Below are 14,842 nucleotides of genomic sequence, written 5' to 3' on the forward strand. Positions count from 1 at the left end.
GATCCGGAATCGCCCCCTCCCGGCCAGAGGTCCTAAGCCCCAAGTCCTGGTTCCCCCCGTCTGAGACCATGGACCGGTGAAAGAGATTCCGCGCGGCACGCTTCAGGAGCAGACCTTCTACGAGCAGGTCGGCGGTGAGGAGACCTTCCGCCACCTCGTCCACCGTTTCTACGAGGGTGTGGCCGAGGACCCGATACTGAAGCCCATGTACCCCGAGGAGGACCTGGGCCCGGCCGAGGAGCGCCTGGCCCTGTTCCTCATGCAGTACTGGGGCGGTCCGACGACGTACAGCGAGAACCGCGGCCACCCCCGGCTGCGGATGCGGCACGCCCCGTTCCAGGTGAACCGCGCCGCGCACGACGCCTGGCTGAAGCACATGCGGGTCGCCGTCGACGAGCTCGGTCTGTCCGAGGAGCACGAGCACACGCTGTGGAACTACCTGACGTATGCCGCGGCCTCGATGGTGAACACCGAGGGTTGACCGGCTGAGTCCCGGATTCCGGTCGTTCGACGCCGGATTCCGATCACGATCCGGTCAAGCCCGGTCCACAACCGCTTACCCGCCCCCACTCTCCTCTGACAACATCGCCGGGAGGTCTGGACAACACGGCGGGGGGCCGGGTCGGGGTGACGGGGTTCGGGGGATTCGCGCGGTTCGTCCTCCTGCGGGCGCGAGCACACCGTCCGCTGCTCGCCGCCGCACTGCTGGCCGTCCTGCTGACCACGGCGGTCCTGGCGACCCTCACCGCCTACTCGGGCGCGATCGGCGACGCGGCCCTGCGCCACTCCCTGACCGACACCCGCAACGCCGCCGACACCGCGCTCGTCGTCAAGGCCGACGTCCCCGCAGAGGAACGTACGGCCGCCGACACCGCCGTACGCGAAGGGGCGCGGAAGACCTTCGACGGGCTGCCGGTGACCGTGCACAAGCTCATGCGGTCGGGCCCTTACGCACTGCCCCGCTCGCTCCGGCCCGCCGCCGAGCGGTCCGAGGACCCGGATCTCACGCACTTCGCGGCACTGGACAGGTCACAGGTACGGATCACCGAGGGCCGGGCGCCCTCCGCCGTGGACGAGGTGGCCTTCCCTCAGAGCGCCGCCCGGCTGCTGAAGCTGAAGCCCGGCACCCGCCTCACCCTCGTCGACCGCCTGGACGGCCCGGACGTGCGGATCACCGTCGTCGGCCTGTACCGGCCGGCCCGCACGGACGCCCCGTACTGGCAGCTCCTCGACGACCTGCACGGCCGCGGGGTCAACAAGCTCGACTTCACGACGTACGGCCCCCTGCTCGCCGCCCCCGAAGCGCTGGCCGACGGCCGGGTGAGCGCCGGGGCGTCGGCGTGGCTGGCGACGGCCGACTTCTCGACGCTGACGACCGGGCGGATCGACGCGCTGCGCGAGGCGGCGCTCGGCGGCAGCGCGGCGATGCGCGGGAAGTCCGCGCTGAGCGGCACGACGGCCGCGAACACCCAACTGCCCGCCGTCCTCGACCGCGTCGACCGCGCCCTGCTCGTCTCGCGCTCCACCCTGCTGATCGTCGCGCTCCAGCTGGGACTCCTCGCGGGCTGCGCGCTGCTCCTGGTGGCCCGGCTGCTCAGCTCCCAGCGCACGGGCGAGACCCGGCTGCTCAGGGCCCGCGGCGCCTCCCGGCCCCGGGTCGCGGGCCTGGCCGCCACCGAGGCGCTGCTGCTCGCGGTGCCCGCGGTGACGCTCGCGCCCCTGCTGGCCGGACCGCTGACCCGGCTGCTCGCCGGGCAGGGCGCGCTGGCCCGGATCGGGCTGCGTCTAGACGTGCCGGCCGGCGGACGGATCGGGGTGTGGCTGGTCGCGGCCGGTGTGGCGCTGGGCTGCGCCCTGGCGGTGACCCTGCCCGCGCTGACGTCCTCCTTCGCGACCGGCCGGGCCCGCGCGCTGCCGGGCGCGCTGCGCTCGGGCGCGGACATCGGGCTGCTGGTGATCGCCGGGGTCGCGTACTGGCAGCTCAGCGGACAGACCACCGGTGCCGTCACCGGCGACAGCTCCGGCGCCCTCGGCGTGGACCCGCTGCTGGTCGCCGCCCCCGCCCTGGCGCTCCTCGCCGGTACGGTCCTCACCCTGCGTCTGCTGCCGCCACTGGCCCGTCTCGCCGAACGCCGGGCGGCCGCCGGGCGGGGTCTGGCCACGGCCCTCGCGGGCTGGCAGATCGGCCGCCGCCCGGGACGCGGCGCGGGTCCGGTGCTGCTGCTGGTCCTCGCCGTCGCGCTCGGCATGCTGGCGATCGCCCAGGGCGCCTCCTGGGACCGCTCGCAGGACGACCAGGCCGACTTCCGGGCGGGGGTGCCGGTGCGGGTCCTGGCCAACGGGCAGGACGACCTCGGCCGCACCGACGAGTACGCGGCCGTCGACCACGTACGACAGGCGGCGCCCGCCGTCCGCACGGACCTGCCACTGTCCGGCAACCGCACGGCGGCGGTGCTGGCCCTGGACACCGCGCACGCCGCGGACACCGTGCTGATGCGCCGGGACCTGGCCTCCGAGCCGGTACGCCCGCTGCTCACCGGACTCGGCCCGAAGAGCGCGACGGCGGGCGCGAGGATACCGGCGGGCACGTCCCGGCTGCGCCTGACGGCGACCCTGCGCGGCGCCACCGCGGACACGACCGCCGATGTGACGGTGACCCTGGAGGACCGCTACGGCACCCCCTACCGGGTTCCGGCGGGCACCCTCGCCGGGGACGGCCGCCCGCACACCCTCGAACTCCCGGTCCCCTCAGGCCCGTTGACGCTGACGGACGTACAGCTGGTCCAGCCCCTGCCGATCGGCCGGGCGCAACAACAGCGCCTGATTCTCGGCGAGTTGTCGGCCGTACGATCCGATACGTCCGTACGCCGGCTGCAGTTGCCCACCGACTGGACGGTGCGCTCCCTCGCCGACGGGATCGTCGAGAACGCGGACGGCAGCAATCTCCCCACCAAAGCGCGCGTAACCGGGTCGAAGCCGCCGACGGCCGCGTACGGCACCGGTTACATTCCGGCCGACAACCCTTATGTCATCGCCTCGTTGACCGTCCGCCTCCAGGTCGCGCAACCCGCGCAGCCGCAGATCACGGCCGTCGCCACCGATCGCTACCTGGCCTCGGCGGGCGCCGCGACGGGGCAGCGTGTCGATGTGACGTTCGGCGGGCGGACCCTGTCCGTGCGGATCGTGGCGTCCGTGGCGGCGCTGCCGACGGCGGTGAACGACGGCGGGGCCCTGCTGGTCGATCTGCGGTCCGTGAACCGGGTGCTGGAGGCGCGGTACGGCGAGAGCGTCACCCCGACGGAGTGGTGGCTGCGGACGGACCGGCCCGCGGAGGTGGCGTCCGCGTTGCGGGACCGTACGGACATGGACCCCGCGCAGGTCGTCGTACGGGACGAGATCGCCGAGGAGTTGCGCGACGACCCGTTCGGGGCGGGACCCGAGGCGGCGTTCACCGCGGCGGCCGGGGTGGCGGCGGCGCTGGCCGCGCTCGGGTTCGCGGTGAGCGCGGCGGGCTCCCTGCGGGAGCGGGACCCGGAGTTCGCGGTGCTGCGCGCGCTGGGCGCCCCGCGGCGCAGGCTGGGCCGCACGATCGCCCTGGAGCAGGGCGTCCTGGTGACGCTGGCCCTGTCGGTGGGGGCGGTGCTCGGGACGGTACTGGCGCGGGCGGTGATCCCTCTGGTCGTCCTGACCACCGAGGCGACGCGGCCGGTGCCGGAGGTGCTGGTCGAGCTGCCGGTCCCGCGGGTCGTGGTGCTGCTGGGGGCGGTGGCGGTGCTGCCGCTGGTGGTGACGGGGGTGTTGGCGTTGCGGCGGGCGAATCCGGTGGCGGCACTGAGGGAACAGGGTGGTGAGTGAGGTGAGGTCCAGGTCGGTCGTGGCCCCGTGGATCCGCACCCGGCTGCGCGCCGCCCCCGGTGCGGCACTCGCCCTCGCCGTGATGGTGGCGCTCACCGCGTGTCTCGCCGCGGCCTTCCCGCGCGCGGTCGACCGGTACGAGGACGCGGGCCTGCACCGCGCCGTCGAGCGGGCGGGCCCGGACCGGACGGCCGTGCAGCTGTACGCGCAGCCCGAGTACGGCATCATCTCGGAGCACGACGTCCTCCCGGCGACGCTGGCCGACCAGTACGCGAAGATCCTCGCCGCGGTCCAGCGGCCCGTCGTCGCCGACCGCGGCCAGTCGACGTACGGCGTGCGCACCGCCAACAGCATGGAGGTGCCGGAGCCCTGGATCCCGCAGCCCACCGGCACGCCCGCGCAGGTCACCCTGGTCGCCCAGCACGGCCTCGCCGACCACGTCCGCTCGGTCACCGGCCGGCTGCCGCGCGCGTCAAAGGCGGTGACCGCGTCGACGCCCGAGGTGGAGGGGGCGGTCAGCGCGGCGACGGCCAGGAGCCTGCACATCGAGGTGGGTTCGAGGATCCACGTGCCCGGCGAGGGCCGCGACCCGCTGGTCGTCCGCATCACCGGCATCGTCACCCCGAGCGACCCGGCGGGCGCCTACTGGTCGACCCACCCCGTCCTGCACCGCCCCTCCCTGGTCCCCGTCCCCGGGGCGAACGCCGAGAAGTACTGGCTCGGCGCCCTGCTGCTCGCCCCGGAGGCGGCTCCCGCTCTGCTGGGCACGCCCGGAACGCCTTGGCGGTACTGGCAGTTGGCGCCCGCCACGGACGCCCTGCACGCCCGCGACACCGAGCGCCTGAAGTCCGCGGTGGCGTCCCTGGAGGCCGGCCCGGCACTCCAGAAGATCCGTGAGGCGACCGGCCCGCTCACGGACGCGGACACCGACCTCGACGAGATCCTGACCGCCTACGACCGGCTGCGGGAGGGCGTCACCCCGCTGGTCGCCGTCGCCGCGGTCGGCGCGGGCACGGTGGCCGCCGTCGTCCTGCTGATGGCGGGCGGCCTGGCGGCCGACCGCCGCCGCACCGAACTGGCCCTGCTGCGGGCCCGCGGCGCGTCCCTGCGCGGCCTTGCGGGCCGGCTGTTCGCGGAGACGGCGACGGTGGCCGTCCCGGCGGGTGCCGTGGGCCTGACCGCGGCCCTGCTGCTGCTCCCCGGGGGCCGCCGGACGTACGCGTTCGCGGCGGCCGCCGCGGTCACCGCCGCCGCCTGCGCCGCGCTGCCGCTGCGCGCGGTGGTCGCCCATCGGGTCGTACGGATCCACACCGGCCGCGAGGACGTGGCGACGGCCCGGCCGTCCCGCCGCCGCACGGTCGCCGAACTGACCCTGCTCGTGCTGGCCCTGGCCGCGGTGGAGACCCTGCGCCGACGCGGCTCCGAGGGCGCTGAACTGTCGTACGTCGCGCCGGTGTTGACGGGCGTGATCGCGGCCCTGGCCCTGGTCCGCCTCTATCCGCTCCCCCTGCGCCGTCTGGTCCGCCCCGCCGGCCGTCTGCGCGGGGTGGTCGCCCACCTCTCCCTGGCCCGCGCGGGCCGTACCTCCGCCTCCGCGGTCCTGCCCCTCCTCGCCCTGCTCACCGCCCTGACGACCGCGGCCTTCGGCGGCTCGGTCCTGAGCGGCGTGAACGAGGCCCGCGACCACGCGGCGCTCCTCACCATCGGCGCGGACGCCCGCGTGGACGCCAACGAGCCCCTGCCCGCCGCCCTGCCCGACCGGGTCCGCCGCACACCGGGCGTGCGGGACATGACGGCGGTGAGCATCGCCTACGACGCCCAGCTCGCGGGCGGCCGCCAGTCGGCGCCACTGGTGGGCGTGGACCCGGCCGGATACGCGGCACTGACCGCCCGGACGGGCCTGGGACCCTTCGAGAAGGGCGAGTTGACGCAGGCGCGGGAGGCGGGGAAGGCACGGGAGTCGCTGACCGCGGTGGCCTCCCCGACAGTGGCCGCCACGTACGGCACCCGTCCCCTCCCCGTACGGCTCCAGGACGGCACCACCTTCACCGTCCGCATCACGACGGTCCGGGACCGCACTCCGGCGGTGTCCGGCACGGAGTTCCTGGTCGTGAACCGGGCGGAACTGCCCGCGTCGGCGGCCCGCCCGACGGCACTGCTGCTGACCGGCGCGCAGGTGGACGCGACGGCCCTGCGCAAGGCGGCGGGCACGGCGGGCCACGTGCAGCTGAGGTCGGAGGAACGTGCCCGGTACGCCGGCTCCCCCCTCCAGTCGGGCGCCGAGGACATCTACACGGCCGCGGTCGCGGCGGGCGCGGGCTACGCGGTCCTGGCCCTGCTGCTCTCCCTCCTGCGCGCGGCCCCCGAACGCACCGCGCTGCTGGCCCGCCTGCGCACGATGGGCCTCACCCGCGCCCAGGGCCGCCGCCTCCTGATCCTGGAGTCCCTGCCCCAGGCGGTACTGGCCGCGGTGGGCGGCGCGTTGACGGGCTGGGCGACGGTGGCCCTGCTCTCCCCGGGCATCGACCTGACGACGATCGCCCTGGCTTCCGCACCGTCGTCGGCGGGCCGGGCCGAGTTGAGCACGTCCGCCCTGTCCCTGGCGGTCCCGGCGGCCTCGGTGGTCCTGGTGACGGTCGGGGTGGCGGGGATACAGGCGTGGTGGTCGGGGCGCCGGGGATCGGTGGGGGAGCTGAGGGCGGGGGACGCGAGATGAACCGCCGGAGACACCCGCCCCGCCTCACCCCGGCCCACGACCCGAGGAGCCCCCAGTGACCACCAACCCCACCCTCGCGGACCTGACCACCCGCGCCACCACGGCCCGCAACGCCCCCACCTACGGCCACGACGCCCTCATCACCTGCGACCGTCTGGTCCGCATCTTCACCACGGACGGCATAGAGGTGCAGGCCCTCCAGGGCCTCGACCTCCTCGTCCGCGACGGCGAACTCATGGCCCTGGTGGGCGCGTCCGGCAGCGGCAAGTCCACCCTCATGAACATCCTCGCCGGCCTCGACACCCCCACCGCCGGCGCCGCCCGCGTGGCCGACCACGACCTCCTGGCGATGACCCCGAAGGACCGTCTCGCCTACCGCCGCAGGACCGTCGGCTTCGTCTGGCAGCAGACGGCCCGCAACCTTCTCCCCTACCTGACCGCCGCCCAGAACATCACCCTCCCGATGCAACTGGCCACCAGGACCACCCGCAAAGCCCGCAAGGCAGAGACCGAACGTGCCCTGGAACTCCTGGAGTTGCTGGACATCGCCGACTGCCGGGACCGCCACCCGAACCAGATGTCCGGCGGTCAGCAGCAACGCGTGGCGATAGCCGTGGCCCTCGCCAACTCCCCCGCCGTCCTGCTCGCCGACGAACCCACCGGCGAACTCGACTCGCACACCGCGGAACAGATCTTCGCCGCGTTCCGCACCGCCAACGAACACCTCGGCACCACGATCGTCATCGTCACGCACGACCAGGCCGTGGCGAGCGAGGTCCGCCGCACGGTGGCCATCCGCGACGGCCGCACCTCCACGGAGGTCCTGCGCCGCAGCGAGGTGGACGCGACCACGGGCCACGAGACGGTCGTGGCACGCGAGTACGCCATGCTGGACCGGGCCGGCCGCCTCCAGCTCCCCGCCGAGTACACGGAGACCCTGGGCATGCGCGACCGAGTGGCCCTGGAACTGGAACCGGACCACATCGGCGTATGGCCGGACGACAGCGACCACGCCTGAGCGTGGGTTCTACGACGCTCAGCGCACGCTGACGTCCAGCGCCCCGAGTCCCGCCCGCCGTACGGCGATGGACCCGTAGGGCGTACGCAGCCGCAGCCACGCACCGGAGGAGAGCAGCGCCAACTCCCCGGCGGCGCGCAGGAACCCGAGGGACTGCGCCGCGTGCACGGCCCGCACCGGAAGATGCGTGTCCCCGACGGTCCGGGACCAGATCTCCCGCCCGATCCGGTCGAGTTCGGCGCGCGTACGCCGCTCCTCCGCCAACTCCCCCGTACGGGACCGGAATTCGGCGACGCCCGCGCCGACCATCGCCCGCAGCGCCTCGGACGCGGGCAGCCCCGGCACCGGCCGCCACCCGCCCCGGGGCGGCAGCACCCCGGCCCACGGCGGCCCGGTGACCGCCCCCGGCACGAGGGCCGTCGCGCCCGTCTCATCGACGGACTCGAGCAGCTCCCCGGCGGACACGGTCACATCGAGCGTGACGTCCAGCCCGTTCTCGTACGGCTTCGCCAGCCGCACCGCGCGGATCGCCAGTACGTCGAAAGACGGCGGCCGCCCGAAGACGGCGAGCGCGGTGCCGGCCGCCTGCAGACGCACCGCGGCTCCACGGTCGTAGTGGAGCAGCCTGGAGAGGAAGGCCGCGAGATCCGCCGCCTCCCCCTCGTCGGCGAGGTGGAGCACCGTCATGCGGCGACGGCCTCTTCCTCGTCGTCGTCCCGGTACTCCTCCAGGAACTCCCGCTCCTCGGAGGTGATCCGACGCGGCCGCTGCGTCTCGAAGTCGAACGGCACGATGACCGTCGAGGCGCGTACGTAGATCTCGGCGCCGTCCTTCACCTCGTAGGAGATGGTGAAGGACGCCGCCCTGATCTCCGTGACCCACAGCTCGATGTCCACGGGCGTGTGCCGGTGGACGAGCTGCCGCTTGTAGTCGATCTCATGGCGCGCCACCACGGACCCCTGCTTGAAGTCCTTCTCCGGGCGGAACAGGAAGTCGATACGGGCTTCCTCCAGGTAGCGGAGGAAGACCACGTTGTTGACGTGGCCGTACGCGTCCATGTCCGCCCAGCGCAGCGGGCAGTGGTAGATGTGCCGCAAGATCGATCAGCCCCGGGTCAGCTTCTTGTAGGTGGCGCGGTGCGGACGCGCGGCTTCGGCGCCCAGCCGCTCGATCTTGTTCTTCTCGTACGACTCGAAGTTGCCCTCGAACCAGTACCACTTGGACTCACCCTCGTACGCGAGGATGTGGGTCGCGACCCGGTCCAGGAACCAGCGGTCGTGGGAGATGACCACGGCCGCGCCCGGGAACTCCAGCAGAGCGTTCTCGAGCGAGGACAGGGTCTCGACGTCGAGGTCGTTGGTGGGCTCGTCGAGGAGCAGCAGGTTGCCGCCCTCCTTGAGCGTGAGCGCCAGGTTCAGACGGTTGCGCTCACCACCGGACAGGACGCCGGCCGGCTTCTGCTGGTCCGGACCCTTGAAGCCGAAGGCGGAGACGTAGGCCCGCGACGGCATCTCGACCTGGCCCACGTTGATGTAGTCCAGCTCGTCCGACACCACGGCCCACAGGGTCTTCTTGGGGTCGATGTTGGCGCGGCTCTGGTCGACATAGCTGATCTTGACCGTGTCACCGATCTTGACCGTGCCCGAGTCCGCGGGCTCGAGGCCCTGGATCATCTTGAACAGCGTGGTCTTGCCCGCGCCGTTCGGGCCGATGATGCCGACGATGCCGTTGCGCGGCAGCGTGAACGAGAGGTCGTCGACCAGGACCTTGTCACCGAACGCCTTCGAGAGGTTGTTGACCTCGACGACGATGGAGCCCAGCCGCGGGCCCGGCGGGATCTGGATCTCCTCGAAGTCCAGCTTCCGCATCTTCTCGGCCTCGGCCGCCATCTCCTCGTAACGGGCGAGGCGGGCCTTGGACTTGGTCTGGCGGCCCTTGGCGTTGGAGCGGACCCACTCCAGCTCTTCCTTGAGGCGCTTGGCGCGCTTCTCGTCCTTGCGGCCCTCGACCTTGAGGCGCGTGGCCTTCTTCTCCAGGTACGTGGAGTAGTTGCCCTCGTAGGGGATCGCGCGGCCGCGGTCGAGCTCGAGGATCCACTCGGCGACGTTGTTCAGGAAGTACCGGTCGTGAGTGACGGCGACGACAGCGCCCGAGTACTTCGAGAGGTGCTGCTCCAGCCAGTTCACCGACTCGGCGTCGAGGTGGTTGGTGGGCTCGTCGAGCAGGAGCAGGTCCGGGGCCTCGATCAGCAGCTTGCAGAGCGCGACACGGCGCTTCTCGCCACCGGAGAGGTTGGTGACGGGCCAGTCGCCGGGCGGGCAGCCCAGCGCTTCCATGGCCTGCTCCAGCTGTGCGTCCAGGTCCCAGGCGTTGGCGTGGTCCAGGTCCTCCTGGAGCTTGCCCATCTCGTCCATGAGCGCGTCCGAGTAGTCGGTCGCCATGAGCTCGGCGACTTCGTTGAAGCGCGTGAGCTTGCCCATGATCTCGGCGGCGCCGTCCTGGACGTTCTCCAGGACCGTCTTGGACTCGTCGAGCTTCGGCTCCTGCATGAGGATGCCGACGCTGAAGCCGGGCGACAGGAACGCGTCACCGTTGGAAGGCTGCTCCAGCCCCGCCATGATCTTCAGAACGGTGGACTTACCGGCACCGTTCGGCCCGACCACACCGATCTTCGCGCCGGGCAGGAAGCTCAGCGTCACGTCGTCAAGGATGACCTTGTCGCCGTGCGCTTTGCGCGTCTTGCGCATGGTGTAGATGTACTCAGCCAAGAGAAACCGTCCGGCAGCTTGAAATCTGGCAGTGGGCAGATACACCCCATCTTGCCTGACGTCCACCCTCGGGTGGTAACCCGTTTGGCCGGGGGCCTGTGACCTGGGCGTTCGTAGTCGACGGCGGTAGCTCGACCGTCACTGTCGGTTGCCGTCGAGTGACCTCGGGGAGCGCCGGACGACCCGGGGACGACCCCGTCGCGATCGCCACGACTCTGCCGTCGCCCATCGGGCCACCCCAGCACCCCGGCTCAGTCCCCCGTCGGCGTCTTCCTCTGGCGGACCAGCACCAGCGCCGCCCCGCCGATCACCACCAGAGCGATGGCCACCCCCGCGATCACCGGCGTCGCGCTGGAGCTGCCCGTCTCGGCCAGGTTCGTGCCGGCCGCACCGCCCACCGTCGCCGGGCTCGGCTCGCTGAGGGTCTGGACCGCGTCCCCGGTCTCGGCGCCCTGCGTCTGGCAGTCGAGGACGCCGGTGAAGCGCTTGTCGAGGCCGCCGGAACCGGTGATGGTGAAGTCGTACGCCTGGTCCTCCTGGAGCGGGATCGTCACCGTCTGCGACTCGCCCGCCGGGATGCTGTGCTCGACGCCCAGCAGCGCGAAGGTGAAGGCCGCGTCGCCCTCGTTGGTCGCGGTGATGTCCACGCCGCCCGCCACGCAGTTCTTCACCGCCGACAGCGCGGTTATCGCGCCCTGCTCCGCCCACGTCGCGCTCGCCGTCGCCGAGACCGTCGACTCGCTGGAGCCGGCCAGGATCTGCGTCTGGCTCCGGCTCTCGGAGGCGAAGGCACGTCCCACCGGCACGGTGGTGGAGGCCTGCACGGTCAGCTCGGCCGAGCCGGCCGGAGCGTCCTCGGGCACGTCGAAGAACAGCTCGGCGCCCCTCTTCGCCGACGTCAGCGGCTTGCCGTCCTTGCCCACGATCCGCACGCCGCTCGTCTGGGCGTCCGCCGGCGGCGTCACCGTCACGCTGTCCGCGTCGGTACGAACCGTCACCGGACCGAGCAGCCCGCCGGGGCGGCCGGAGACCGCGGCGGGGTCGAGCGTCAGCGACGCCTTGGGCTCCGCCAGATCGCGGGCGCTCTTGTGGAGGTAGTCCGCGAGCTTCTCTGCCTGCGGGTCGACGGCGTCGACGTCCGCGTCGTCCGAGTAACGCCAGATGGCGACCTGGGTACCGGCCGCCGCGTCCTGCTCGGTGAGGCCGCCGCCGACACCCGCCTTGGCGGCGAGCGCCGCGAGGTCGTTCACCTGCGGGTAGGAGTTCTGCAGGATCCAGCGGATCCGGCCCGCCTCCTTGTTGACCCCGAGCGAGGTCCCGCTCCAGGGCGTCTCGTGGTACTTGGCGTCCTGCTGCGTGGGGTTGTGGAGGTCGACGCAGTACGTCTGCAGGGTGCCGCCGCCGTCGACGGACATCTCGAACAGGCCCGCCGACACCTCCAGGTCCCCGGAGTCGTCGTGTATGACGGCCGCGCCGTACGTCTTCAGGCCGCCCATGGTGGCGGTCGCCCCACCCTGGCTCTGCGCCGTCGCGTCAGCGGCGGCGGCCGTGCCGGCACCGGCCGTCAGCACGCCGGCCGCGACAAGCCCGGACACCAGCGTCGCGGCGGCGCCGCGGACCGCCCTTCGCCTGCACGCGGACAACAACGCAGAAAACACAGAATTCCCCTTCAAGCAGGACCCGTTGACGTGGGGGGAACGGTCCCACCAGCAGAATCAGCAGCCCCGAGAGCTATGCCCGGCATCCTAGGTACGTGCTCGCACCACGGTTCCCGGTGATGCACTCGGGCGGCCGATCCGACTCGGAATCGTTATCGCCAAGATCGCCTGCGAGCAGGGCTTATCGACAAATCCACCGGATGGTTCGGTGCGCATTCGCCGATAAGCCGCAGTTCGGTCACTGACGTCAGGTCACCGCGGCGACGTCCGGCTCGCGTTGGGCCTCGCTGTCCTCGACGGGCGTCTCCCAGTTCGGCTCGGGCCGGGACGGCACCCCGGCCGTCTCCGGTTTCGGCTCGCGCCGGAACATGGACGTGCCCCGCGCCATGTCGTGCCCGATCGCCACGGCGTCGATGTCCGCCGAGGTCCAGTTCTTCCCGTCGTGCACATCCGTACGGATCTTCAGCCGGCCGTGCACGATGACGGGCTCCCCCACCGACAGACAGGCCGCCACGTTCGCGGCGAGCTGCCGATTGGCCCACACCGTGAAGAAGTTGGTGTGCCCGTCCTTCCACTCGTTCTTCTCACGGTCCAGATAGCGTGCGGTCACCGCCATCCGGAACCGTGCCGACGAACCGTTCTCCGTCTCCCGGAACACCGGCTGCGTCGCCACGTTCCCCACCACACCGACGATCGTCTCGTTCATCTCGAACCCCTCCCGGATACGCCGAACGGGCCCGTCCCGTACGGCTGCGTCTGCTGCGCCGACCGCGTCCGTCGCGATCGCCGTGCAGCCAGACTGCCTCCGCCGGCACGAGCCCGCCGAGCGCTGTGGACCACCGGCCCACCTGTGGAGAACTCCGCCACCCGAACGAGCGACGCCCCCTCGAAAAGGCCCTCGAAAGGGCCCTCCCGAAGGCCCCCGAGGGGCACGTCACCGCACCCCGGCCTCCACCCCCAACACCCTCCCGTACTGCTCCCGAACCTCCCGGTACCGCAACAGCTCCGCCGCCACCGGATCCAGCACCCGGGCCCGCCCGCACCCGGCCGCCGCCTCCCTGAGCCGCCGCTCCGCCTCCATCCCGTACCGCCGTGCGGGCCCCCGCGCCGCCATCCGGCAGCTCCACTCCACGAGCGGCCCACCGATGATCCCGACCACCATCAGCAGCACCGGCACACCCAGGTTCGGCGCCATGAACCCGGCGATCTGACCCGCCAGCCACAGCCCGCCGACGACTTGAAGAAGTGTCATGCACGCCTGCGCGAACACGGCCGCCGGCCACCAGCCCGGCCGCGGCGGCCGCCCCGGCGGCAGCCCCGCGCGCGCGGCCAGCTCGTCCAGCGCCTCGGGCAGCCCCTGCGAGCCCCGTGCGGCTGCCTCCCGCACCGCCTGCGCCCACGGCGGCGCGAGCCCGGCCGAGGCCCGGTCGGCCACCGTCCGCACCGCCTGCTCGACACGCTGCCGGGCGGTGACCTCCTCGTCGGCCGGAGCACGCGACGGGAGCCGCCCGGTGGGCGGTTCGAGCCGGTCCTGGTGCCACCGCCACAGCCGTAGCCACGGCGTCCCGCACGCGCGGTTGGCGTTGCGCAGCCACGCCCGCTCGGCCGCCTCGCCGGCCGCCGTCGCACCGACCGCGTCAGCGAGCTGCAGGGCGAACTCGTCCCGCGCCTCCTCGCTCAGCCCGGTCCGCCGCCCGGTGGCGTACACGGACCGCAGCCGCCACGCGGCGGCGTCCACGTCGGCCGAGATCCGGCGCCCCGGAGCCCCTCGCTCGGTCACGAACTGGCCGAGCGTCTCGCGCAGTTCGCCCACGCCGTCGCCGGTGAGCGCGGACAGCGCGAGCACGGTCGCGCCCGGTTCGCCGTACTCGCCGAGCGCGATCCCGTCCTCGTCGAGCAGCCGCCGCAGGTCGTCGAGGACCTGCTCGGTGGCCTCCCCGGGCAGCCGGTCGATCTGGTTGAGGACGACGAACATGACCTCCGCGTGTCCCGCCATGGGCCGCAGATACCGCTCGTGCAGCACGGCGTCGGCGTACTTCTCGGGGTCGACGACCCAGATGACCGCGTCGACGAGGTCGAGGACGCGGTCCACGTGCTCGCGGTGCTGTACGGCCGCGGAGTCGTGGTCGGGCAGGTCCACCAGGACGAGCCCGCGCAACTGCGCCTCCATCTCGGCGTTCTGCACCGGGCGGCGCCTGAGCCGGGGCGGGATGCCGAGCCGCTCGATGAGGCTCGCCGCGCCATCGCTCCAACTGCAGGCGATGGGCGCTGCGGTGGTCGGACGCCGTACGCCCGTCTCCGAGATGGTCACCCCGGCCAGCGCGTTGAACAGCTGCGACTTGCCGCTGCCCGTGGCGCCCGCGATGGCGACGACGGTGTGCTGCCCGGACAGCCTGCGCCGCGCCGCGGCCTCGTCGAGCACCCGGCCCGCCTCGGCGAGCGTCCGGCTGTCGAGCCGGGTCCGGGAGAGCCCCACCAGTTCGCGCAGCGCGTCGAGCCGCGACCTGAGCGGTCCGTCGTACGCGAGCGGCGCGGCGATCTGCGCGCCGGCCCCCCGGGTCTCGACCACGGCGACGGGCTCCGCCGCGGCGGCCTCGTTGACCCGCCGCGCGATCAGCCCGTCGTCCCACGCCTCCGAAGAATCCGAGGAGTCCGTACGGTCCTCCTCGCGCGCGTGCTCCTCGTCCGGCTCCTTGGGCCCGTCCTCCGCAGGCTCCACGGCGTCCCCGGTCTTCACGGCCTCGTCCTGCGTCGGTGTGCCGTCCTGGTCCTCGGAGACGGCGTCCTGCGTGTGATCGGTCTGGTCCTCGTCAGTGACGGCGGTCAC

10 protein-coding genes are annotated in these 14,842 nt (G+C 72.9%); 4 read left to right on the plus strand and 6 right to left on the minus strand.

Features of this window, described 5'->3' with window-relative positions:
* Positions 1-76 precede the first annotated feature (76 nt).
* From OG381_RS18335 to OG381_RS18350, 4 genes are all read left to right on the plus strand, one after another.
* Complete coding sequence (locus tag OG381_RS18335) at positions 77-481, plus strand: globin (RefSeq protein ID WP_327717163.1); 405 nt, start codon at positions 77-79, stop codon at positions 479-481.
* Between the two features lie 146 nt (positions 482-627).
* The gene (locus OG381_RS18340) at positions 628-3,855 is read left to right on the plus strand and encodes an ABC transporter permease (RefSeq protein ID WP_327717164.1); all 3,228 of its coding nucleotides are present in this window, start codon (positions 628-630) and stop codon (positions 3,853-3,855) included.
* The gene (locus OG381_RS18345) at positions 3,848-6,571 is read left to right on the plus strand and encodes an ABC transporter permease (RefSeq protein ID WP_443061908.1); all 2,724 of its coding nucleotides are present in this window, start codon (positions 3,848-3,850) and stop codon (positions 6,569-6,571) included. The genes OG381_RS18340 and OG381_RS18345 overlap by 8 nt, the downstream gene beginning before the upstream one ends.
* A gap of 55 nt (positions 6,572-6,626) precedes the next feature.
* Positions 6,627-7,589, plus strand: coding sequence for an ABC transporter ATP-binding protein (locus OG381_RS18350; RefSeq protein ID WP_327717165.1), 963 nt, complete (start codon positions 6,627-6,629; stop codon positions 7,587-7,589).
* An 18-nt stretch (positions 7,590-7,607) separates the two neighbouring features.
* Here OG381_RS18350 and OG381_RS18355 read toward each other — a convergent pair whose 3' ends face one another.
* The 6 genes from OG381_RS18355 to OG381_RS18380 form a co-directional block, all read right to left on the minus strand.
* Positions 7,608-8,276 carry a hypothetical protein gene (locus OG381_RS18355; RefSeq protein WP_327717166.1) on the minus strand — a complete coding sequence of 223 codons (669 nt, stop codon included), beginning with the start codon at positions 8,274-8,276 and terminating at the stop codon, positions 7,608-7,610.
* The gene (locus OG381_RS18360; RefSeq protein ID WP_046263043.1) at positions 8,273-8,686 is read right to left on the minus strand and encodes an acyl-CoA thioesterase; all 414 of its coding nucleotides are present in this window, start codon (positions 8,684-8,686) and stop codon (positions 8,273-8,275) included. The genes OG381_RS18355 and OG381_RS18360 overlap by 4 nt, the downstream gene beginning before the upstream one ends.
* A 6-nt stretch (positions 8,687-8,692) precedes the next feature.
* Positions 8,693-10,357, minus strand: a complete 1,665-nt coding sequence (gene ettA, locus OG381_RS18365) for an energy-dependent translational throttle protein EttA (protein WP_327717167.1) — start codon at positions 10,355-10,357, stop codon at positions 8,693-8,695.
* A 251-nt stretch (positions 10,358-10,608) separates the two neighbouring features.
* Complete coding sequence (locus OG381_RS18370; RefSeq protein WP_327717168.1) at positions 10,609-12,015, minus strand: Cys-Gln thioester bond-forming surface protein; 1,407 nt, start codon at positions 12,013-12,015, stop codon at positions 10,609-10,611.
* Between the two features lie 247 nt (positions 12,016-12,262).
* Positions 12,263-12,721, minus strand: coding sequence for a single-stranded DNA-binding protein (locus tag OG381_RS18375; protein WP_327717169.1), 459 nt, complete (start codon positions 12,719-12,721; stop codon positions 12,263-12,265).
* Between the two features lie 228 nt (positions 12,722-12,949).
* A complete protein-coding gene (locus OG381_RS18380) occupies positions 12,950-14,842 on the minus strand; it encodes a YfjP family GTPase (protein WP_327717170.1) in 1,893 nt (630 codons plus the stop codon).

This window comes from Streptomyces sp. NBC_00490 (genome assembly GCF_036013645.1).
GTDB classification, from domain to species: domain Bacteria; phylum Actinomycetota; class Actinomycetes; order Streptomycetales; family Streptomycetaceae; genus Streptomyces; species Streptomyces canus_F.